The 20572-nt window shown below is 44.0% G+C and carries 17 protein-coding genes; 15 read left to right on the forward strand and 2 right to left on the reverse strand.

What is annotated here, in order from left to right:
- Positions 1–162 precede the first annotated feature (162 nt).
- The 3 genes from zwf (at position 163) to CDH51_RS10690 (ending at position 3583) form a co-directional block, all read left to right on the forward strand.
- A complete protein-coding gene (gene zwf / locus CDH51_RS10680; RefSeq protein ID WP_100628564.1) occupies positions 163–1695 on the forward strand; it encodes a glucose-6-phosphate dehydrogenase in 1533 nt (510 codons plus the stop codon).
- Positions 1696–1706: 11 nt separating this feature from the next.
- Positions 1707–2420, forward strand: coding sequence for a 6-phosphogluconolactonase (pgl, locus tag CDH51_RS10685; protein ID WP_100628565.1), 714 nt, complete (start codon positions 1707–1709; stop codon positions 2418–2420).
- A 113-nt stretch (positions 2421–2533) separates the two neighbouring features.
- Positions 2534–3583: an NAD(P)-dependent alcohol dehydrogenase gene (locus CDH51_RS10690; RefSeq protein ID WP_100628566.1), complete on the forward strand. Its 1050-nt coding sequence runs from the start codon at positions 2534–2536 to the stop codon at positions 3581–3583.
- Between the two features lie 34 nt (positions 3584–3617).
- Here CDH51_RS10690 and ruvB read toward each other — a convergent pair whose 3' ends face one another.
- Positions 3618–4649, reverse strand: a complete 1032-nt coding sequence (ruvB, locus tag CDH51_RS10695; protein ID WP_100628567.1) for a Holliday junction branch migration DNA helicase RuvB — start codon at positions 4647–4649, stop codon at positions 3618–3620.
- Positions 4650–4915: 266 nt separating this feature from the next.
- Between ruvB and CDH51_RS10700 the strand changes: the two genes are divergently transcribed.
- The 12 genes from CDH51_RS10700 (at position 4916) to CDH51_RS10755 (ending at position 19136) form a co-directional block, all read left to right on the forward strand.
- Entirely contained in the window at positions 4916–5980 is a 1065-nt protein-coding gene (locus tag CDH51_RS10700) for an FAD:protein FMN transferase (RefSeq protein ID WP_100628568.1), read from the forward strand.
- 88 nt (positions 5981–6068) lie between these two features.
- Positions 6069–6821 carry a ZIP family metal transporter gene (locus CDH51_RS10705; RefSeq protein ID WP_100628569.1) on the forward strand — a complete coding sequence of 251 codons (753 nt, stop codon included), beginning with the start codon at positions 6069–6071 and terminating at the stop codon, positions 6819–6821.
- A gap of 364 nt (positions 6822–7185) precedes the next feature.
- Complete coding sequence (locus CDH51_RS10710; RefSeq protein ID WP_100628570.1) at positions 7186–7608, forward strand: IS1/IS1595 family N-terminal zinc-binding domain-containing protein; 423 nt, start codon at positions 7186–7188, stop codon at positions 7606–7608.
- Positions 7609–7742: 134 nt separating this feature from the next.
- Positions 7743–9194 carry a porin gene (locus CDH51_RS10715; protein ID WP_100628571.1) on the forward strand — a complete coding sequence of 484 codons (1452 nt, stop codon included), beginning with the start codon at positions 7743–7745 and terminating at the stop codon, positions 9192–9194.
- A gap of 11 nt (positions 9195–9205) precedes the next feature.
- On the forward strand, positions 9206–9469 hold the full coding sequence (locus CDH51_RS10720; RefSeq protein ID WP_024284321.1) for a DUF4212 domain-containing protein: 264 nt from the start codon (positions 9206–9208) through the stop codon (positions 9467–9469).
- 19 nt (positions 9470–9488) lie between these two features.
- Positions 9489–11192, forward strand: a complete 1704-nt coding sequence (locus CDH51_RS10725) for a sodium:solute symporter family protein (RefSeq protein WP_100628572.1) — start codon at positions 9489–9491, stop codon at positions 11190–11192.
- A 95-nt stretch (positions 11193–11287) separates the two neighbouring features.
- On the forward strand, positions 11288–11497 hold the full coding sequence (locus CDH51_RS10730) for a hypothetical protein (protein WP_100628573.1): 210 nt from the start codon (positions 11288–11290) through the stop codon (positions 11495–11497).
- Entirely contained in the window at positions 11490–14225 is a 2736-nt protein-coding gene (locus CDH51_RS10735) for a sensor histidine kinase (protein WP_100628574.1), read from the forward strand. The genes CDH51_RS10730 and CDH51_RS10735 overlap by 8 nt, the downstream gene beginning before the upstream one ends.
- Positions 14222–14578 (forward strand): response regulator transcription factor, encoded by a 357-nt coding sequence (locus CDH51_RS10740; protein ID WP_026946294.1) that lies wholly within the window; start codon positions 14222–14224, stop codon positions 14576–14578. The genes CDH51_RS10735 and CDH51_RS10740 overlap by 4 nt, the downstream gene beginning before the upstream one ends.
- Before the next feature lie 26 nt (positions 14579–14604).
- The gene (gene acs / locus CDH51_RS10745) at positions 14605–16497 is read left to right on the forward strand and encodes an acetate--CoA ligase (RefSeq protein ID WP_100628575.1); all 1893 of its coding nucleotides are present in this window, start codon (positions 14605–14607) and stop codon (positions 16495–16497) included.
- Between the two features lie 42 nt (positions 16498–16539).
- The gene (locus tag CDH51_RS10750; protein WP_100628576.1) at positions 16540–18471 is read left to right on the forward strand and encodes a DUF294 nucleotidyltransferase-like domain-containing protein; all 1932 of its coding nucleotides are present in this window, start codon (positions 16540–16542) and stop codon (positions 18469–18471) included.
- Positions 18468–19136: a 3'-5' exonuclease gene (locus CDH51_RS10755; RefSeq protein ID WP_100628577.1), complete on the forward strand. Its 669-nt coding sequence runs from the start codon at positions 18468–18470 to the stop codon at positions 19134–19136. Before CDH51_RS10750 ends, CDH51_RS10755 begins: the two co-directional genes overlap by 4 nt.
- Here CDH51_RS10755 and CDH51_RS10760 read toward each other — a convergent pair whose 3' ends face one another.
- The gene (locus CDH51_RS10760; protein ID WP_100628578.1) at positions 19137–20537 is read right to left on the reverse strand and encodes a DUF4403 family protein; all 1401 of its coding nucleotides are present in this window, start codon (positions 20535–20537) and stop codon (positions 19137–19139) included.
- Positions 20538–20572: the final 35 nt, after the last annotated feature.

The raw sequence follows: 20572 nt of genomic DNA on the forward strand, positions 1-20572 counted from the left end.
TAATCCTATCAATCTGCACTCAAGCTCGCTCTTTCTCACCAATTCACTTATTTTTGTGTCAGATTTCAAAATTAACCGATCTGATCAGCTTATTTGGGATTTTGAGAAAAAAACTGAATCACGACTTCTGATATTTCCCCTTTTGCAACAAAGCTCCCCCCTATGAAAAAAACACCCAACCAGATGCTAATCATTTTTGGTGCTTCTGGGGATCTCACTTCAAGGAAGCTCATTCCAGCCATATACAACCTTTTTAAAGGCGGTCATTTATCCAAAAATTTCTGTGTCCTAGGAGTAAGCAGAAGCAATATGACCGACGAGGAGTTTCGGACCAAAGCCATTTTGGAAAGCCCTTTTCTTCAAAAAGAAAATAGCAAAGAAGACCCTCAAACCATGCAGGCCTTTGCTGAACAATTCCACTACCAAGACTTGGGTAGTGACTATGACCACAGCTATGACTTACTGGCCAATCGGATCGCGTCTCTGAATGAACAGCACGGTACTTCGGGTAATTATATTTTTTATCTCTCCACTCCACCGAGTCTCTATGAGGTAATTGCCAAAAACCTATCCGAAGCAGGACTTAGCAAAGAAAAAGATGGTTTTAGACGCTTGATCGTGGAAAAACCTTTCGGCTATGATCTCGAGTCAGCCAAAACTCTAAACGATGCGTTGCATCACTATTTCGATGAAAAGCAGGTTTATCGAATCGATCATTATTTGGGAAAAGAGACAGTTCAAAACCTACTCGTGACCCGATTTTCCAATTCCATATTCGAGCCGCTCTGGAATCGACGCTACATTCATCATGTCGAAATCACCAACGCAGAAACCGTCGGAGTAGAAAAAAGAGGAGGTTATTATGATAAGTCTGGGGCACTTCGGGATATGTTTCAGAGTCATTTGCTGCAAATTGTCTCTCTCCTGGTGATGGAGCCACCGATTTCCTCAGATGCTGAAGAGATTCGAGATGAAAAGGTAAAAGCACTGAAATCCCTTCGAATCATGAAATCGGAGGAAGAAATCGTCAAGAATACGTTGCGAGGTCAGTATGTCAAAACTGAAATTGATGGAAAAACGGTCAAGGGTTACCGGGAAGAAGAAGGGGTAAATCCGGAATCAACCACCGAAACCTATGCCGCCATCAAGTTTTTTGTAGACAACTGGCGATGGAAAGGAGTCCCTTTCTATGTCCGCACCGGCAAGGCTATGCCAACCAAGGTCACTGAAGCCGTCATTCACTTCAAGACTCCTCACCACGAAGTCTTCATGAGCCAAGACGCTTACCGCAAGGACAATAAGCTGATCATTCGAATCCAACCCGATGAGGGAATTTTAATCAAATTCGGAGTGAAAGTTCCGGGCCTAGGCTTTCATGTGGAGCAAGCAAATATGGAATTTTATTATTCCGATCTAGAGTCCGCACAGGTCATGGATGCCTATGAGCGTCTGCTGCTCGATGCCATGCAAGGCGATACCACACTCTACGCCCGTGCCGATGAGGTGGAGGCTGCTTGGAGATTTGTAGATCCCATATTGAAATGCTGGGAAAACAATCCCGCTGTCAATACCTACGGCTATTCGGTAGGTACTTGGGGACCTCGCAATTCGGACGAACTGATCGAAGATAGCTTCGGCTGGCGCAATCCCGGAGATTTGCTGACCGATGAAACAGGATTTTGTATTCTTTGCTAAACGCAATACCCATGGAAACACGAATTTTTGAAAATAAGGAAACTGTGGCCAAAAGCTTTTCTGCGTATTTGTCCGATCTGATAAGCAGCAAGCCGGAGATGCATATTGCACTTTCCGGTGGCAGCACGCCAAAAATCGTTTTTGATGAATTGGCGGCTGAATATGGGGATAAAATCGACTGGAAAAAGGTGCATTTCTATTGGGGAGATGAGCGCTGTGTAGCGCCGAGTGATTCGGAGAGTAATTTTAAAATGACTCAGGATCATCTCCTATCAAAAATTCAGATCCCTGCAGAGAATGTACATCGGATTCAAGGTGAAAATGATCCAGTGCAGGAAGCCAAACGCTATTCCCAAGTATTGGAGATGCAATTGCCATCCCAAAATGGAATGCCTCGCTTTGACTTAGTGATCTTGGGAATGGGAGACGATGGACACACGGCATCGATTTTCCCGGATTCCATTGATCAGTGGGAAGCCAAAGATCTATGTGTGACAGTAGCCCATCCGGTATCAAGACAGATTAGGGTCTCACTGAGTGGCGGAATCATTAACCATGCTGAGACCGTGGCCTTTTTGGTGACTGGAAAAAGCAAAGCAGAAAAGGTGCGGGAAGTGATCCAAAAAGAAGGGAATTTTGATTCCTACCCGGCCAGTTTGGTGAAGCCTGAAAGCGGAAACCTGATCTGGTTTTTGGACGAGGATGCGGCAGCAGATTTAAGATAGCAACTAGTAGCCATGAGAATCAAACTCATGGCTTTTTTGATACCAGCAAGCCTAAACTTTCTAAGAAATGGCCTGCTTTTAGAACATAAACTTTAACCAAAATCAATCTTTTTATGAAAACTGTAAAAGCTTTTGCAGCCGAAAAGGCAGATCAACCTTTAGGCCCTTTTGACCTCCAACGCCGGACCCCAGGGCCTTCCGACGTGGAAATTGAAATTTTATACTGCGGCGTATGTCACTCTGATATCCATACTGCACGAAATGAATGGGGTGGAACAATCTACCCGGTTGTACCAGGTCACGAGATCGTTGGCAAGGTAACAGCTATCGGCTCTGATGTAAAAAACCACAAAGTGGGAGATACAGTGGGTGTAGGATGCATGGTTGATTCCTGTGGTACCTGTGGAAATTGTGAAGAAGATCTGGAGCAATTCTGCGAAAAAGGAATGTCGGGAACCTATAGCTCTTATTTACAGGATAAAAAAACAGTCACTTATGGAGGTTACTCGACTTCAATCGTGGTGACTGAAAAATTTGTACTGAAAGTATCCGACAAACTACCTCTCGAAGGTGTGGCTCCATTGCTTTGTGCGGGCATCACGACCTATTCCCCGCTTCGCCATTGGAAAGTGAAAAAAGGGGACAAGGTTGCCGTAGTAGGACTAGGTGGATTGGGTCACATGGCTGTCAAGTTAGCTTCCGCTATGGGAGCTGAAGTGACAATGCTAAGCCGGTCTCCGGAGAAAGCAAAAGATGCTGATAAACTTGGCGCCCATCACTTCGAACTAACTACTGATCCGGAGAACATGAAACGGCTGAAAGGAACTTACGATCTGATTATTGATACTGTATCGGCATCTCACGACTACTCAGCCTACTTAAATCTTCTTCGCACCGATGGTGTGATGGTTCTTTTAGGTGTTCCTCCAACTCCTGAGCAGATTCATGCTACTTCTTTGATTTTTGGAAGAAAAAGCTTGGCGGGATCTCTTATAGGAGGAATCAAAGAAACCCAAGAAATGCTGGATTTCTGTGCGGAGAATGGCATCGTATCTGATGTGGAGATCATTCCAATGGACAAAATTAACGAAGCTTATGAACGTACGATCGCAGGAGACGTGCACTATCGATTTGTTATTGATATGGCTTCGCTGGAAGGTTAAAAAAATAGGCCTCAGGAAATTCCTGAGGCAGTTTTTAGATATCGAAAAGTCCTCCCATCCCTTGGGTGGGCTTTATTTTTAGATGCTTGTAGGCCAACTCGGTAGCCATTCTTCCCCGAGCTGTACGCTTCATATAGCCTTCCTGAATCAGAAACGGCTCATATACTTCCTCAATGGTCTCGGCTTCCTCTCCACAGGCCGTGGCGATGGTGCCCAGCCCTACGGGACCACCTTTGAACTTCTCAATGATGGTCAGCAAGATACGATTATCCATCTCATCCAGTCCATGCTCATCCACATCCAAGGCATCCAAGGCCATTTTAGCAATATCCAAGGTAATGGTCCCATCCCCCTTCACCTCTGCAAAATCCCGTGTTCGGCGCAAAAGCATATTCGCTATACGTGGCGTACCACGACTTCTTCGGGCGATTTCAAAGGCAGCTATTTCATCGATAGGGGTATCCAAAATTCCCGCAGACCGGGACACGATGTCGGTCAGAAGCTTGGCATCGTAATACTCCAAGCGGGAGTTGATTCCAAATCTTGCCCGAAGTGGTGAGGTCAATAGACCCGAACGGGTAGTCGCTCCGATCAGGGTAAAAGGACTGAGGGAAATCTGCACCGAGCGGGCATTTGGGCCAGAGTCTAGCATGATATCAATCCGAAAGTCCTCCATAGCGGAGTAGAGGTACTCCTCCACGATAGGGTTGAGGCGATGGATCTCATCAATGAAAAGTACATCTCCCTCCTCCAGATTGGTCAGCAAACCCGCCAAATCCGAGGGCTTGTCCAACACAGGTCCTGAAGTGATTTTAATCCCCGCCTGAAGCTCATTGGCGATGATGTGACTAAGGGTAGTTTTTCCCAACCCGGGAGGTCCATGCAAGAGAACGTGATCCAGCGGTTCGCTTCGTTTTTTTGCTGCCAAAACAAAGACCTTGAGATTCTCCACGATCTTGGCCTGACCGGTAAAATCCTCAAAACTCAAGGGTCGTAAAGCCCGCTCAAATTCTTGATCCTTGGGGCTTAAGCTTTCTTCGTCTCCGCTCAGGTAGTCTTCTCTCATGGTTTTGCTTTGACACAAATATAGAAAAATCCCATTCTGACTATTTACAATTTGTCTTTGCCTTGGTTATGAAGCTGAAAATTGAGCTAAATTTGAATCTATTAAGAAAATGGATAGATTTTACAATTAGGAGGAAAATTGGTTAAAAATCCGGATGGAAATTCAGGTTAAGCAAACAACGGACATCGGTCATCCATCATCAGACTTTAAAGACTGATTTGTAATGCACGCCAATTGAAATTACCCCACAATCACATCAATAAATTATGCGATCCAATCAACAAAAAAATATTATTTACTCCCTGGTACTACTCCTGATGGTCTTGGCGGTATATCTCTGGAGAAACCGTGGACAAGAAGAATCCGAGGCAGTAAAAGAAACCATATATGAAGGTCGGATTTCCATTACCGGTCAGACCATGGGAACCAGTTATCAAATCAGCTATTTGGATGCCAAAGGGAGGAACTTGAAGTCTTCCGTGGACTCCCTACTTCTTGTTTTCAACCAAAGTTTGTCCACCTATATCCAAGACTCAGAGATCAGCCGCTTCAATCAGCAAGACAGCCTGGTTTTTGAATTACCCTATTTCCCGGAGGTCCTGACTGCCTCCAAAGCCATCTATGAGCAGACCAATGGAGCCTTTGACCCTACGGTTGGACCTTTAGTGAATGTGTGGGGTTTTGGTCCGGATGGTCCTAGTCTCAAAGACTCTGTAGAGATCCGTGATCTCTTAAACTTAGTTGGCTTTGACAAAGTCATCTTTGATGAAAAACAAGTCAGAAAGACAGTGAATGGCTTGTATCTGGATTTTTCGGCCATTGCCAAAGGTCAGGGAGTGGATGTAGTAGCTGATTTTTTGGTAGAAAAAGGCATCAATGATTTTTTGGTAGAAATCGGAGGAGAATTGGTGGCAAAAGGTGTGAACGACCGAGGTGAAATCTGGAAAGTAGGCATCAATAGACCCGAGGAATCAGCAACGGCATCAGATCTTTATTCTATCATTGCTTTGGATGACCAAGCGATGGCCACCTCAGGCAACTACCGAAACTTCTATGTACAGGACTCGGTGAAAATTTCCCACACCATTGACCCAAAGACAGGCTACCCCGTCCGGCATAACTTGCTTTCAGCTACGGTAATTGCCTCAGACTGTATGATCGCAGATGCCTATGCTACTGCTATGATGGTGATGGGACTGGACAAAGCTATCGCCTTGGATGAAGAGACTGAGGAGATCAAAGTATTTTTGATTTATAGTGACTCAAATGGTGAATATCAATTTCATGTAAGTGAAGGACTTAAGCCATACTTATCCTTTCCTACCAACTGATTAGAGGAAATAAATGCAACATTATTGAATTTTCTTACCTTTGCCATGGTTTTCAAACATGGCCGGATAAAACTGGCCTTGTCCTGACATGGTATTAAACATTATCCTTCTTTTTTTCACAGTACTTTTCGCAGGCTCTTTAGTGTTTTTTGCGCCTAGTTGGAAGGATAAGTATTTCAAACTTTTCCTGGTATTTGCAGGGTCCTATCTTTTTTCGATTACGATTTTGCATATCATTCCAGAGCTGTTTGATAGTGGCTTTGATAGTGCCAAAATGGGCCTCTACATCCTTATTGGCTTTCTTTTGCAGCAGATTTTGGAGTTTCTATCCAGTGGAATCGAGCATGGCCATATCCATTTGCCGCATGGCCCAAAATCCAAAGGGGTCTTGACTGTCATGCTGGGATTATTTATCCATGCCTTCCTGGAAGGCACACTTCTTTCGCATGGTACTTTGATGGGAGATACAACTGCCCACATTGGGCATTCACATAGCGAAAATACGCTTTTATTGGGCATCATTCTTCATAAAGGGCCCGCAGCATTTGCTTTGACAGCTGTACTTTCCCAGGTCTTGTCAAAAAGATGGACTTTGATTTTGTTGGTAATTTTTGCCTTAGCTTCACCACTGGGAATGATTTCGAGCTCGCTTATTTTCCAGTCAGGAATTTTGGAAAAAGAGTGGATTGGAGTACTCTATGGCTTGGTCTCAGGAGGGTTTTTACATATCTCCACTACCATTTTTTTCGAAAGCAGCCCACATCACAAGTTACAACTCAACAAACTTCTGGTCAGCTTTCTAGCTGCGGGATTAGCGATTGTTTCTGAGTTTTTGATTTGAGATTGATAAAAAAATGAATGTCTGCTTTCTTACCAGTAACCAAGTTATTTTAAGTCACCTTGACTTCGCTCGGTGAACGTAACTATGTAAAGTTGGAGAGGTGAGGAAAATGCGGCTGCGCCCCATTTTCCTCACCTCTTAAAATTAACCGCGAATCCGGAGGCCAGTCCCGATATATCGGGATGAGGCCATTTTGAACACCTTTCAGGAGAGCGAATAATCATTTTTTAGAAAGATTCGACTAGATATAAGTCTCAATTACCAAATTTCTTTCTGTTTTGGATTGATTTTTCTATTTGAAATGAATATTTGCTAAATAAATATAGTTTCGCTAATTTTCTATAGTTCATTATGAAAATGAAATATGGAAAAGCCTTTTTGTCCCAAATGCAATCATCCTAAAGTAGTAAAAAGTGGAATTGTAGGCGGTAGACAACGATTCAAATGCAAAAAATGCAATTATCACTTTTCGGTGAATAAAATCGGGAAAGGCATTGATTCCTATTATGTAGTCAAGGCGCTACAGCTATATGTAGAAGGAATCTCTTTTCGGGAAATCGAAAGAATATTAGGTGTAAGCCATGTATCTGTGATGAACTGGGTCAAGCAATACAAGATCAAAGCTCCTGAGCAATATGACTATCGACCCACTTATAAAGTCCTCAGTCATGCTGAATTGGTCAAATTCATGACTAGCAAAGAAAATCTCCAAGGATCAGGAATGCTGCTCACTGAGTTGGGCGATAAGTTTATGATGATCAAATGGGAACGGTTTAAAAACAGCTAACAAAATTTTATTCGTTTAGCTATATTTTTTTAGCAAATATATATGCCTGTTTTTTGATTTGAAATCCAACTCCACATCTTGGGTCACCTCTTTTCTACAGGCCTGGAAAAGAGGCACCTACAACCCAGATAACCATGAAGAACAATCTCACCATGCTTTTGAGCATGTGTGTAGCCCTTTTAATAGGGATACCCACCTATGCCCAAAAACGAACCCAAGAAACCGAAAGGCCTAAGAAAGCAAATCAAGATTTTGTAGACCATACCTACAAACCCCTCACGCTGAAGCTCAATGATGACGGATCAAAATATATCCGCTTCCTACTCTGGAATCAAATGTGGGCGCGAGTTATCCAAAACAATCCCGGAACTCTTGATGTAGCCGGAAACTCACAATCCACTACAGCGGATATCGGAATCCGAAGAGCAAGAGTTCTTGCTTATGCAGAAATTTCTCCTCGATTTCTGATCCTAAGTCATTTCGGAATCAATAATCAGACTTTTACCAATGGGGGAATCCCCGGAGGAGGACTGACAGGTAATCCCGGCAGCAATCCTGTGACAGTGGATCCTGAAACGGGTCTTGGCACTGCCTCAGGCATGTCTGCCAAAAAGCCCCAACTCTTTTTCCATGACGTATGGACAGAATTTAAGGTCACTAATGAGCTCTATCTCGGGATGGGCCTCCACTACTGGAATGGAATCTCCAGAATGACCAGTCATAGTACGCTTAACTTTATGGCTGTCGATGCGCCGATTTTCAATTGGCCCCTAATTGAGCTCACTGATCAATTTGCGAGACAGTTTGGCTTCTATGCGAAAGGAATGCTCGGTAAGCTCAACTACCGAATGGCTCTCAACAAACCATTTTCGGTGGGAGGAGGAGGAAGGTATGATGAGGCCACCGCTAGACCAATCGCTGTCAATGTAATTAATGATCATTGGGCGACACAGGGTTACTTTGATTATCAGTTTTGGGATAAAGAAAATAACAAGCTCCCCTATTTTGTTGGCACTTACTTGGGGACCAAAAGAATCTTCAATTTAGGATTTGGCTGGCACCATCATCGCGATGCGACTAGCTCAAAAAACGCTGCCGGAGATACTCAAAACCACGCTATTTCACTATTTGGGCTGGACGCTTTTTTAGACATGCCTCTCAATAAGGCAACAGGAACTGCGCTCACCCTTTACTCAGTCTATTATCATTATGATTTCGGTCCCAATTATATCCGAAATGTAGGAATCATGAATGTGGGCTATGGACGTGAAAGTAGCCAAAATGGCCCTGGAAATGCTCAACCAATGATTGGAACGGGGCAAATATTCTATACACAGGGAGGCTTCCTTTTACCTGAAAATATCTTAGGTGACAAAGGAAAATTACAGCCTTTCGGAGCGATCACCCACAAGAATTTTGAATACTTTGAGGAAGGGAATTGGCAATATGACCTCGGCATGAATTACTATATCAATGCACATCAAGCCAAAATCACCTTCCAGTACAGCCAGCGCCCTATTTTCGACAATTTCAGAAGATCAGGTTCTGCCGGTGAATTCATTTTGCAGACACAAATATTTCTCTAAACCCAATAACCATGACAGAAAACAAATTCAGTAAAGAAGCCTACTGGAAGAAAAACCTCAAACTTCTGGGGATTCTCCTCCTCATCTGGTTTACCGTTTCATTCGGATTCGGAATCCTACTTGTCGATCAGCTAAACGCCATCAAAATCGGAGGATTCAAACTCGGTTTTTGGTTTGCCCAGCAGGGGTCTATTTATGCCTTTGTGCTTTTGATTTTTGTATATGTGTACAAGATGAATAAGCTCGACAAGGAATTTGATGTAAACGAAGAATAAGCCCCTAAACCCAGAAAACATGGATATTTTAACTTGGACCTATATTCTAGTGGGCTTATCATTTGCCCTCTATATCGGAATCGCCATCTACACGAGAGCAGGTTCCACCAAAGAATTTTATACGGCGGGAGGCGGAGTCTCACCCCTAGCAAACGGTATGGCTACAGCAGCTGATTGGATGTCTGCTGCTTCATTTATTTCGATGGCTGGATTGATTGCATTTTCTGGCTATGATGGATCCGTTTACCTGATGGGTTGGACGGGAGGCTATGTGCTTTTGGCACTATTACTTGCTCCATACCTGAGAAAATTCGGAAAGTTTACCGTGCCTGACTTTGTCGGAGACAGATACTATTCCAACAAAGCGCGAGTAGTCGCAGTCATCTGTGCCCTTTTCATCTCCTTTACCTATGTGGCAGGGCAGATGCGTGGAGTGGGTATTGTTTTCTCCAGATACTTGGAAGTTCCTATCGAATGGGGAGTAGTGATCGGGATGTGTATCGTCTTTTTCTATGCAGTGCTTGGAGGGATGAAAGGAATCACCTACACACAGGTAGCGCAATATTGCGTGTTAATTTTTGCCTTTATGGTTCCTGCCATCTTCGTTTCCATGCAGCTGACAAGCAACCCTATTCCACAATTGGGCCTGGGCAGTACAGTCGCAGACGGTACTTACCTATTGGATAAATTAGACGGGGTCTTGGGTGATTTGGGCTTTGCCGAATACACTTCTGGTAGAAAAAGTACGATAGATATCTTCGCCATCACTTTGGCCCTGATGGTGGGAACGGCTGGCCTTCCTCACGTGATCGTAAGATTCTTCACCGTCCCAAGAGTAAAAGACGCGAGACTCTCAGCAGGCTATGCCTTGGTTTTCATTGCGATTCTATACACCACAGCACCTGCAGTAGCGGCTTTTGGAATATATAATGCTTTGGATTCGGTGGCTGAAAAACCCGTGGACAATCTTCCCGAATGGGTCGGTAATTGGCAAAAAACCAATTTGATTGCGATCGATGATAAAAACCAAGACGGCATCGTCCAATATGCATCTGACCCGGCCAAAAACGAACTCTCCATCGACAAAGACATCATGGTGCTTGCCAGTCCTGAGATTGCTGAGCTACCCAATTGGGTAATCGGACTCGTGGCAGCCGGTGGAATGGCAGCTGCACTGTCGACTGCAGCCGGGCTTCTCCTAGTTATATCTACTTCTGTATCCCGAGATCTTTTCCGCACCTTCAAGCCAGATATGACCGAAAAGCGTGAGCTTTTGATTGCACGTATTTCTGCAGCAGGAGCAGTTGTATTGGCCGGCTATTTTGGAGTGAACCCTCCCGGATTTGTCGCCGAAGTTGTAGCTTTTGCTTTTGGACTTGCGGCCTCATCTTTCTTCCCGGTAATCATCATGGGAATCTTCTCCACCAAAATTAACAAGGAAGGAGCTATTGCAGGTATGGTCTCAGGCTTACTTTTCACCCTGATCTACATCGTTTATTTCAAGTTTGGAGTGACTTTACTTGGACTTAGTCCCGAAGCCGTTTCTGCGGATAATTATCTATTTGGTATTTCTCCTGAAGGAATTGGTACGGTAGGTATGGTTCTCAACTTCCTGATCTGCTATGGTGTATCCAAATTCACACCAGCTCCGCCTCAGGATGTACAGGACATGATTCAGGAAATCCGTATTCCTCGAGGTGCGGGTGAGGCACATGACCATTAATCCTAAAAAAGAGAAAGCCGGAGGAATACCCGTGCTTTCTCTTCTTTTAACCTCCCAAAAGGATTATCTTAAGTGTTTGATTTGACCGAAAAACCATGAAGGAAGAACGGAAAAAGCAGTTTCTCTGGGCTATTTTTATTTTTGGCCTTTTCCTACTGAACTATCCGGTGCTGGCGATTTATGACATCCCCGAGCGCTGGCTGGGCATACCTTTATTGTTTTTGATGGTCTTCGGAATTTGGCTTTTTCTAATCATAGCCATGGTAATCTTCCTTCGAAAGTCGAATTCAAAAACGGATGTTTAGTAATCTGCTGATCATATCGTTCACCTTCGGATACTTGGCACTGTTATTTGCCATTGCATGGTTTTCGGAGAAAAAAGCCAAAACCGGCCGCAAGCTCTCCAATCATCCAGCAATCTATGCCTTGAGTCTGGCCGTATATTGTACAGCATGGACCTACTATGGATCGGTAGGAAGAGCAGCTACTCACGGACTGGATTTTTTGACCATTTACATAGGGCCAAGCCTGGCAGCACCACTTTGGTGGATCGTCTTGAGGAAGATTATCCGCATCTCGAAAGTCCAAAATATTTCTTCCATCGCTGACTTCATCGCCAGTCGCTATGGCAAAAATGTCACTCTTGGCGGAATGGTCACTATTTTGAGTTTGGTGGGGATTTTACCTTATATCGCCATTCAGATCAAGGCGGTTTCCTCTTCCTTTCAGATGCTACAGGATTCACAGAGTTTCGATTTGGCGATGGGAATTCCTTTTTACCAAGACACAGCCTTCTATTTATCCTTGGTCTTGGCGGCCTTTACCATTCTGTTTGGCACTCGGGCAATTGAGGCTACCGCCAAACATGAAGGAATGGTCATGGCAGTAGCTTTTGAGTCTGTCTTTAAACTCATCGCATTCTTGGCAGTAGGGGTTTTTGTTAGCTTTTTCGTTTTTGAAGGTTTTGGGGATCTCTTCAATCAAAGTGCTCAGCAAGGTCTTGATAGCCTTTTCACTCTTCAAGGTGAAAATGGTGCCATGGAGTGGTTTCTGATGGGCCTTCTATCCATGATGGCAGTTCTATTTTTACCGAGACAATTTCAAATGGGGGTCATCGAAAACAGGAGTGAAAAGCATATGGATACTGCAATGTGGCTTTTCCCACTCTACCTCCTTTTAATCAATCTATTTGTACTCCCCATCGCATTCGGTGGCATGGTGTATTTTCCGGAGGGCTTGTTTCAGTCGGATACTTTTGTCCTGGCTTTTCCACTAGCCTTGGGCGAAAAATGGCTAGCCATCCTAGTTTATCTGGGTGGATTCTCAGCTGCAACCGGAATGATTATAGTATCTACCATCGCCCTGAGTACTATGATCAGTAATTACCTGGTGATGCCGATCTTACTTTCTTTTCCTGGATTTCAGAAAAGGAATCAACACCGCTTGGGACAAATCTTACTTTTTTCCAGAAGACTATCCATCCTTCTAGTCATACTTGCCGCCTATTCATATTATCATCAAATCGCAGCACAATTCACTTTGGTCTCCATTGGCCTTATTTCTTTTGTAGCCATAGCCCAATTCGCTCCTGCCCTTATCGGTGGAATCTACTGGAAGCAGGCTAGCAGAAGAGGGGCTCAAGCAGGAATTTTGGTTGGTTTTGCTATTTGGTTTTACACCTTGGTCTTACCAACTATGGTGAATGTGGGATACTTTTCGGAAAGCCTTCTACAGCATGGCCCATTTGGCTTGAGTTTTTTAAGGCCTGAGGCGCTTTTGGGACTTTCGGATCTGAGTTACATTTCTCATGGACTGTTTTTCAGCTTGGCACTGAATATTTTCTGCTTCGTTGGAGTCAGCCTTTTTAATGTTCAGAGCTCAAAAGAGCATAATCAAGCTGTTGTTTTTGTGGATATTTTCCGGCTCAGCAAGTCGATGGATTCATCGGTAGTCTGGAAAGGACAAGCTTATTTACTGGATTTGAAAACCCTCTTGACCAATTTTCTCGGGGAAAAGAAAACCGCCAAAGCCTTGAAGGACTTCACTGCTAACACAGGAAAACAGTTGGATGAAAAGGCCTTGGCCGACCCTGAATTTGTCAATTATTCAGAGCGTCTTCTGAGTGGCGTCATCGGTGCCGCTTCTGCTCGAATCTTGGTAGCCTCTGTGGTCAAAGAGGAGGAAATCCGAATGGAAGAGGTCTTGGATATTCTCAAGGAATCCAGCGAAATCAAGGCTCTCAACAAAGAGCTAGAAGCAAAAAGCCGAGAACTCAAAAAGGCCTCTAAAAAGCTTCAGGAATTGATCCAAAAACTTCAAATCAATGATCTCCTGAAGGACGAATTTATCTCTACCGTGACCCATGAGATGAAAACACCCATCACATCCATCCGGGCATTTTCGGAGATAATAAAAGAAGATGAACTACCTGAAAAAGAGCGTAATCGATTTTTGGAAATCATCATTCAGGAAACTGAGCGAATGAGCCGATTAATCGATCAAGTGCTGGATTTGGAGCGCTTCGACTCAGGAAAGCAGAGGATGAACCTACGGGAAGTTGATCTACTTGAGCTTATTAGAGAATCTGCAGAATCAATTCGGCAGGTAATGGTTGAAAAAGGATTGAAGTTTGAGCTTCAGCTAGCTGAAAATATAAAAAAGCAAAACTTGGACCCAGACCGAATCAAGCAAGTTTTGCTGAATTTACTTTCCAATGCATCAAAATTTGCCCGCTCTGAGGTAAAAATCAAAGCTCAATTTGAAGGCAATTCCTGGACGATTTCGGTTTGGGATGATGGCCCAGGAATTCCCGCAGAGGAGACCCCTTACATCTTTGATAAGTTTTTTCAAGCCAGAAATCAAAACAGTAAGAAGCCGGTGGGAAGTGGGTTGGGGCTGGCTATTTCCAAAAAAATCATTGAATCCCATCAGGGAAAACTAAGTGTTGATCGGAAAAATGAATGGACCTACTTTGAGATCAAGCTGCCGATTTTGATTACTAAACCACAAGAAAAACTGACCCAAACACTATGAGTAAGATACTAATCGTCGATGACGAACCGAATATTCTCCTGTCACTGGAATACCTCTTGAAAAAAGATGGACATCGCGTTTTTATCGCTCGTGATGGAGAAGAGGCCATTGGCATAGTGGACAAGGATTCCCCAAGTCTGGTTATTTTGGATATTATGATGCCCAAAGTAGACGGCTACGAGGTCTGTAAATACATCAAAAATCAGGACCCATCTGTCAAGGTGATCTTTCTTTCTGCAAAAAGTAAGGAACAAGATATTCAGAAGGGACTGGCTATCGGGGCGGATTTATATTTGACCAAACCCTTTGTCAATAAAGACTTGGTAGCAAAAGTAAAAGCAATATTGAACTAATTAAATAAACCTAAAAATAAAAACCCATGAGCGATCGATTGCATACCCTGAGCGGGTACCTCTACGAATATCAAAAAAGTGTGAGCCAGCCTGAGGAATTTTGGGCAAGAATTGCCGATTCATTTTTCTGGAGAAAACGCTGGAACAAAACGCTGGAATGGAACTTTGAAAAGCCAGACGTGAAGTGGTTTGCAGGAGGAAAGTTGAACATCACTGAGAATATTTTCGAGAGACAACTTTTTACCCATGCAGATCAGGCTGCCATCATTTGGGAGCCAAATGATCCCAATGAAGAAACACGGACCCTAACTTATCGGGAATTATATGAAGAAGTGAATCGATTTTCCAATGCTCTCAAGTCCAAGGGTATCCAAAAGGGAGATCGGGTCATTATCTACATGCCCATGGTGCCCGAGGCAGCGGTGGCTATGCTGGCCTGCGCCCGAATTGGTGCCATTCATTCCGTTGTTTTTGCAGGTTTTAGTGCTTCAGCGCTAGCCGATAGAATCATCGATTGTAAAGCAAAGGCTGTTTTGACATCTGATGGAAATTTCCGAGGAGCGAAGAAAATTCCTGTCAAAGCCGTCGTTGACGAAGCCTTGGAAAAAGCCTCCGTCGAAAGTGTCATTGTCTATCAGCGTACCAATCAAGAGGTGACCATGAAAGAAGGTCGAGACTTTTGGTGGCATGAAGTGGTAGCAAACGAATCTACTGAAAACAAAGCCGAAGAGATGGATTCTGAGGACATGCTATTTATCCTTTACACTTCCGGATCGACAGGTAAGCCCAAAGGCGTGGTCCATACGACAGGTGGATACATGGTTTATACCAAATATTCATTTGAAAACGTATTCCAATACTCCCCCGGTGATGTTTATTGGTGTACCGCTGATATTGGTTGGATCACAGGTCACTCTTACATCGTCTACGGTCCATTATTGGCGGGGGCTACTACCTTGATGTTTGAAGGTGTACCGACATTTCCGGATGCGGGACGCTTCTGGCAAGTGGTAGAGAAGCATCAAGTGAATCAGTTTTACACTGCCCCGACTGCAATTCGTGCTTTACAGGCCTACGGAACTGAGCCCATTGAAGGCAATGATCTTAGCTCGCTAAAGGTCCTTGGGTCGGTCGGAGAGCCAATCAATGAAGAAGCTTGGCACTGGTATCACACCCATGTCGGAAAAGGAAAGTGCCCGATCGTAGACACTTGGTGGCAAACAGAGACGGGAGGAATCATGGTGTCTCCACTAGCTGGAATTACCCCAACAAAACCCGCCTATGCCACGCTTCCACTACCAGGAATACAACTCACCATCGTGGATGCCGATGGGAAAGAACTCACCGGAAATGGAGTAGAGGGAAATCTTTGCATCAAATTCCCTTGGCCATCGATGATTCGTACGACCTACGGAGACCATGAGCGATGCAAGCAAACTTACTTCTCTACCTACAAGGGGATGTACTTCACCGGAGACGGCGTAAAACGAGATCATGATGGATATTACCGAATTTTGGGCCGTGTGGATGATGTAATCAATGTCTCCGGACATCGAATGGGTACAGCCGAAGTGGAAAACGCCATCAATGAGCACCCACTTGTCATAGAATCAGCAGTGGTCGGGTATCCGCACGAGGTCAAAGGTCAAGGAATCTATGCCTATGTGATCTGCGATATGAAAAACCGAACCGAAGAAAATTTGGTAGCTGAAATCAAGGATACAGTCTCCAAAATAATCGGACCGATAGCTAAACCGGATAAAATCCAAATCGTCCCTGGCCTTCCAAAAACCCGATCTGGTAAAATTATGCGTAGAATTCTTCGAAAAGTAGCAGAAGGTGTCACCGAAAATATGGGAGATACCAGTACTTTGCTTGACCCGGAAGTAGTCGAGAAAATCATAGAAGGAAGGAAATAAGTCCTCGATCTTGTTTCTTGTGTCTAACTTCTAGCCTCTAGCATGAATGTTATTATCAATCGGGTAGCCGAATTTCTCAGAAAGCATCCTCCTTTTTCATTTTTGGAAGAGGGGGACTTGCTATCTATAGCCCAATCGGTGGAGATTAGCTACCTGTCTAAAGATGAGTGGTTATTTCATCAGGGAGAGCCTGCCAGGCCCCATTTTTTCATCCTCAAAGAAGGCCAAATCATGCTTCAAGAAGCTGGTGAAATCCGGGAATACTGTGATGTGGGCGATGTGTTTGGAATATTGGCTTTGTTGGGAAAAAGACCCTACGTGCTTGACGCCCTTGCAGGAGAGAATTGCCTTATCTATTCGATACCGGTAGCTATTTTTGAAAAGCTTTTGGAGAAAAACCCGAAGGTTTCGCTCTATTTTGCTGCTGGCTTTGCTGCGGGACAGGTGGTATTCAAAGCGGATTTGGAAAAGGGGCAGGAGGCCCGAATGGAATTTAGCCGCAAATCTGAGGACCATTCATTGTTGATTTTTTCAGGGCAGAGTGCCTTCCGAATTTCCAAAAATGTACTGACTTGCCAGCCAGAAAACACCATCCGAGAAGCAGCTCAGCTCATGGATGAGCGTCAAGTCAGTAGTATTATTATCTGCAACGAGCAAGGATATCCGCTTGGAATCATCACTGATAAGGATTTACGAAGTAAAGTGCTTTCAAAAGGTATTTCTCCTGATAAACCCTGTTCGGAGATCATGTCTAGCCCGGTGATTACTAGAAAACCGGATACGGCTTTTGCTGATCTATACCTCAGCATGATCAAAAACCGCCTTCACCACCTCATACTCACTGAAGATGGCACAGCAGAAAGTCCCGTGTCTGGAATTCTTTCCGATCATGATATTTTACTTTCCATGGGCAACTCTCCTGCAGTGCTGATTCATGCCCTCAACAATGCCAGCACCATTGAAGAAATGGCCCAAATCCGAGATCGTGCAGAAACTATGCTCCGCTACTATCTAGAAAATGAGGTGGCCATGGATTTCGTAGCGGGCGTGATGACGGAAATAAATGATGTCATCATTCAGCAAGCCATTGCTTTTGGCAAAAAACACCTAAGCAAAGACTATTCGGAAATGGAAGAGGTGCCATTTGCTTTTCTCTCATTAGGCTCAGAAGGAAGGGAAGAACAGTTGCTTCGCACCGATCAGGATAATGCCATACTTTATGGGAATGTAGAAGCTGACCTTAAAGAAAAAGCACAAGAATACTTTCAGCATTTGGGCAGCTATGTGGTAGAGGCCATGCTTACTTGCGGATTTAGCGCCTGCCCGGCAAATATCATGGCTTCCAATGCAGATTTAGTTTTACCCCTTTCGAAATGGAAAGCCAAATTTTCCGAATGGGTTCTTCATCCGAGCCCGGAAGCCTTACTGAGATCATCCATCTTCTTTGATTTTAGAGTGATTTCTGGCAGTTTGGCTCTCGGTGATGAGTTGAGTTTTCATGTCTTTGAGGAAATTAAAAAGAAGCCAGTCTTTTTAAATTTCTTAGCAAAAAATGCGCTCCAAAACCCTCCACCGTTGGGTTTCTTTCGAAACTTTCTGGTCGAAAAATCAGGTGAGCATCGGGATCAATTTGACATCAAAGCCCGGGCAATGATGCCGCTTACCGATTTGGCCAGGCTTCTTGTGTTGTATCATGGCGTATCGGGTATTAACAATACCTTCAAACGATTCGAAAAACTTGCTGAGATAGAACCCAACTACCAGGAGCTTTTTACCCAAGCAGCCAAAGCCTATGAAATTCTGATGCGCATGCGAGCCATTGAAGGTCTTCAAAATGGCAATAGTGGACGCTATATTGCTCCCGAAAAATTGGGGAAAATACAACGCCAGCTTCTCAAAAATACCTTTGGCCCTATCGGAGAGCTTCAGGATATTATCCAGGTCAGATTCCAACTTGACTTCTTCCGCTCATGAGCTGGTGGCCATTTAGACCGGAGGAAAAAAAAGAGTCATTTGTGGAAGAATATTTGGCTCTTTTTAAATCGTCTATTCCTCCAATCCGAAAAATCAATCAACTGGAGTTCATTGTCTTAGATACTGAGACCACAGGCTTGGATGTCAAAAAAGATCATATCATTTCCTTTGGTGCGGTAAAAATCAAACAGGGAAAAATCCGGGTAGATTCAGCAATTGAACTTTATCCGGAGTCTTCAAAAAGCCTCGCAAATACCGCGAAAATTCATGGCTTGATCAACCGGGAAAACCTGCTCAGTCCAAAGACTTTCAGCCAAAAACTATTGAGCTATCTGGGCTCAGGAATAATCGTTGGGCATCATGTGAATTTTGATCTGGAAATGCTTCAAAAAATATCCTCACCTTTTGGCTTGAAGAGTTTTCCCAATCCACATTTGGATACATTGGACCTTGCTGTCCGACTGGAGTACGGACCACATATCAACTGGAATGAAATACCGATGCGGGAATTCGGGCTAGACCAACTTTGTGAGCGATATCAAATTCAAACTGAAGACCGACACACCGCTGCTGGTGATGCTTTTTTGACAGCCCAGCTTTTAATCAAAATGCTCAAGTCCGCCGAGACAAAAGGAATAGACAGCTTTGGAAAGCTTTTTCGCTAATTACTTCCAGACTATATCAACTTTCCCTTCGATCAGCATGTGAATAAGCAATTCATCGACTAAAGGATAAAATCCTCCGGGTGCTAGACTCAAATCCTCCAAGCGAAGATCTGCAATGGGAGTTTCTAGTTTTAGTTGTCCCTGAAAAGAGTCTAAAGTGCTCTGCAATAATTCATCGATCGGAAACCTTGCCTGTCTTTCTATCCTTCGGATAATCTTTCCCTTTTTGAAAGCTACCGCCCACTTTACTTTGGTACTTTCTGTGACCACTTTGAAGTTAATATCTTGTAGCTCTAACTGCTGCTCCACTTGATCAAAAGAGGGTTTACCTACCACGTAGATCTCTCCATCCAACTGTTCCCCATCTGATCGGATAGCCAAAAAGTCTGCTCGAACCATAAGCAACTCACCAAAAGGACCGGTCTGCAGATTGGATAGCTGCATGGTGGTTTTTTTATCCACTCGGATAGGCGAACTGCCTAAGAAATTACCCAGTTCCTGATCGAGAAATTCATATCCTATGCCGATAGGAACTCGGGCTGAAACAAGGTTTTTTTCCTCTCTTCGCTGAGTCAAATTCGGAAGTGGAAAAGCTCTCGAAGGCTTTGCCTCCACTGGGTGGCTTTGAATTTTTCCCTTCAAACCTAAGAACAAATCCAGCGCATTATTCCCAGAAAACTGCTCATCAAAACCTACTTCTTGAGGCTGAATCGAGAATGCTAGGTTTTGGTTTTCCCAACTCACCTCAAAAGGCTTTCCTACCTGCTGCCAAAGAATATCAATCCAGGGTTTCAATTGAACCAATTCCCGCTCAGGGCCTAGATTCATCGCTGCCCAACGCCGGATTTGACGCTCAAGCGTGCCAGTCAAGTCCAGTTCTATGCCCAAAACTTCCAGAGTCAAATCTCCACCGAGCTCAACCAGTTCAAAATCGTGGACCGATAGAGACCAATTAGGGTTGACCTCAGGATTGATTCGAATCAAAGGCGCAAAATTCTCGTCCAAAGGAACCCTTCTCCTGAAAAGGCTCCCAAGTCCTCCTTGGTTCAAGCCGACTTCCCCCTGTATTTGCAAGGGAATTCTCAATTCTAAATGCTCCTTGCTTAAGGTCTTCCAGGTTACCTTTCCAGCCCGTCTAATCTGCAGATTGCCCTCCAAACCATTTCCCAAGTCTAAATCATCTTCTTCTACCAGGATTTGAGGAAGCTGTGAATTGATCAAGCGGTCGAAAGACGCCCCCGGCATTTGTGCAGGTAGGGATACTTCCGATAGGGCCTCCGGTACAGTCGGAGAAGCTCCTGGACTTGATATATCTAAACTTTTACAGGAAAAGAAGAAAAATAAGGAACTTATTAGAAGCAGACTGTATTTTTGCAAATATGTTGCGTTTTTAATTCGCATGAAGGAGTAGTAAATTTTCAATTGAGATTCAGGTC

This window comes from Algoriphagus formosus (assembly GCF_002807035.1).
In the GTDB taxonomy this organism is placed as follows: domain Bacteria; phylum Bacteroidota; class Bacteroidia; order Cytophagales; family Cyclobacteriaceae; genus Algoriphagus; species Algoriphagus formosus.

Bases quoted from the DNA above. Each gene is read 5' to 3' on its own strand.
- zwf (WP_100628564.1), top strand. From the start codon at position 163: ATGAAAAAAACACCCAACCAGATGCTAATCATTTTTGGTGCTTCTGGG.
- pgl (WP_100628565.1), top strand. From the start codon at position 1,707: ATGGAAACACGAATTTTTGAAAATAAGGAAACTGTGGCCAAAAGCTTT.
- CDH51_RS10690 (WP_100628566.1), top strand. From the start codon at position 2,534: ATGAAAACTGTAAAAGCTTTTGCAGCCGAAAAGGCAGATCAACCTTTA.
- ruvB (WP_100628567.1), bottom strand. From the start codon at position 4,649: ATGAGAGAAGACTACCTGAGCGGAGACGAAGAAAGCTTAAGCCCCAAG.
- CDH51_RS10700 (WP_100628568.1), top strand. From the start codon at position 4,916: ATGCGATCCAATCAACAAAAAAATATTATTTACTCCCTGGTACTACTC.
- CDH51_RS10705 (WP_100628569.1), top strand. From the start codon at position 6,069: ATGGTATTAAACATTATCCTTCTTTTTTTCACAGTACTTTTCGCAGGC.
- CDH51_RS10710 (WP_100628570.1), top strand. From the start codon at position 7,186: ATGGAAAAGCCTTTTTGTCCCAAATGCAATCATCCTAAAGTAGTAAAA.
- CDH51_RS10715 (WP_100628571.1), top strand. From the start codon at position 7,743: ATGAAGAACAATCTCACCATGCTTTTGAGCATGTGTGTAGCCCTTTTA.
- CDH51_RS10720 (WP_024284321.1), top strand. From the start codon at position 9,206: ATGACAGAAAACAAATTCAGTAAAGAAGCCTACTGGAAGAAAAACCTC.
- CDH51_RS10725 (WP_100628572.1), top strand. From the start codon at position 9,489: ATGGATATTTTAACTTGGACCTATATTCTAGTGGGCTTATCATTTGCC.
- CDH51_RS10730 (WP_100628573.1), top strand. From the start codon at position 11,288: ATGAAGGAAGAACGGAAAAAGCAGTTTCTCTGGGCTATTTTTATTTTT.
- CDH51_RS10735 (WP_100628574.1), top strand. From the start codon at position 11,490: ATGTTTAGTAATCTGCTGATCATATCGTTCACCTTCGGATACTTGGCA.
- CDH51_RS10740 (WP_026946294.1), top strand. From the start codon at position 14,222: ATGAGTAAGATACTAATCGTCGATGACGAACCGAATATTCTCCTGTCA.
- acs (WP_100628575.1), top strand. From the start codon at position 14,605: ATGAGCGATCGATTGCATACCCTGAGCGGGTACCTCTACGAATATCAA.
- CDH51_RS10750 (WP_100628576.1), top strand. From the start codon at position 16,540: ATGAATGTTATTATCAATCGGGTAGCCGAATTTCTCAGAAAGCATCCT.
- CDH51_RS10755 (WP_100628577.1), top strand. From the start codon at position 18,468: ATGAGCTGGTGGCCATTTAGACCGGAGGAAAAAAAAGAGTCATTTGTG.
- CDH51_RS10760 (WP_100628578.1), bottom strand. From the start codon at position 20,537: ATGCGAATTAAAAACGCAACATATTTGCAAAAATACAGTCTGCTTCTA.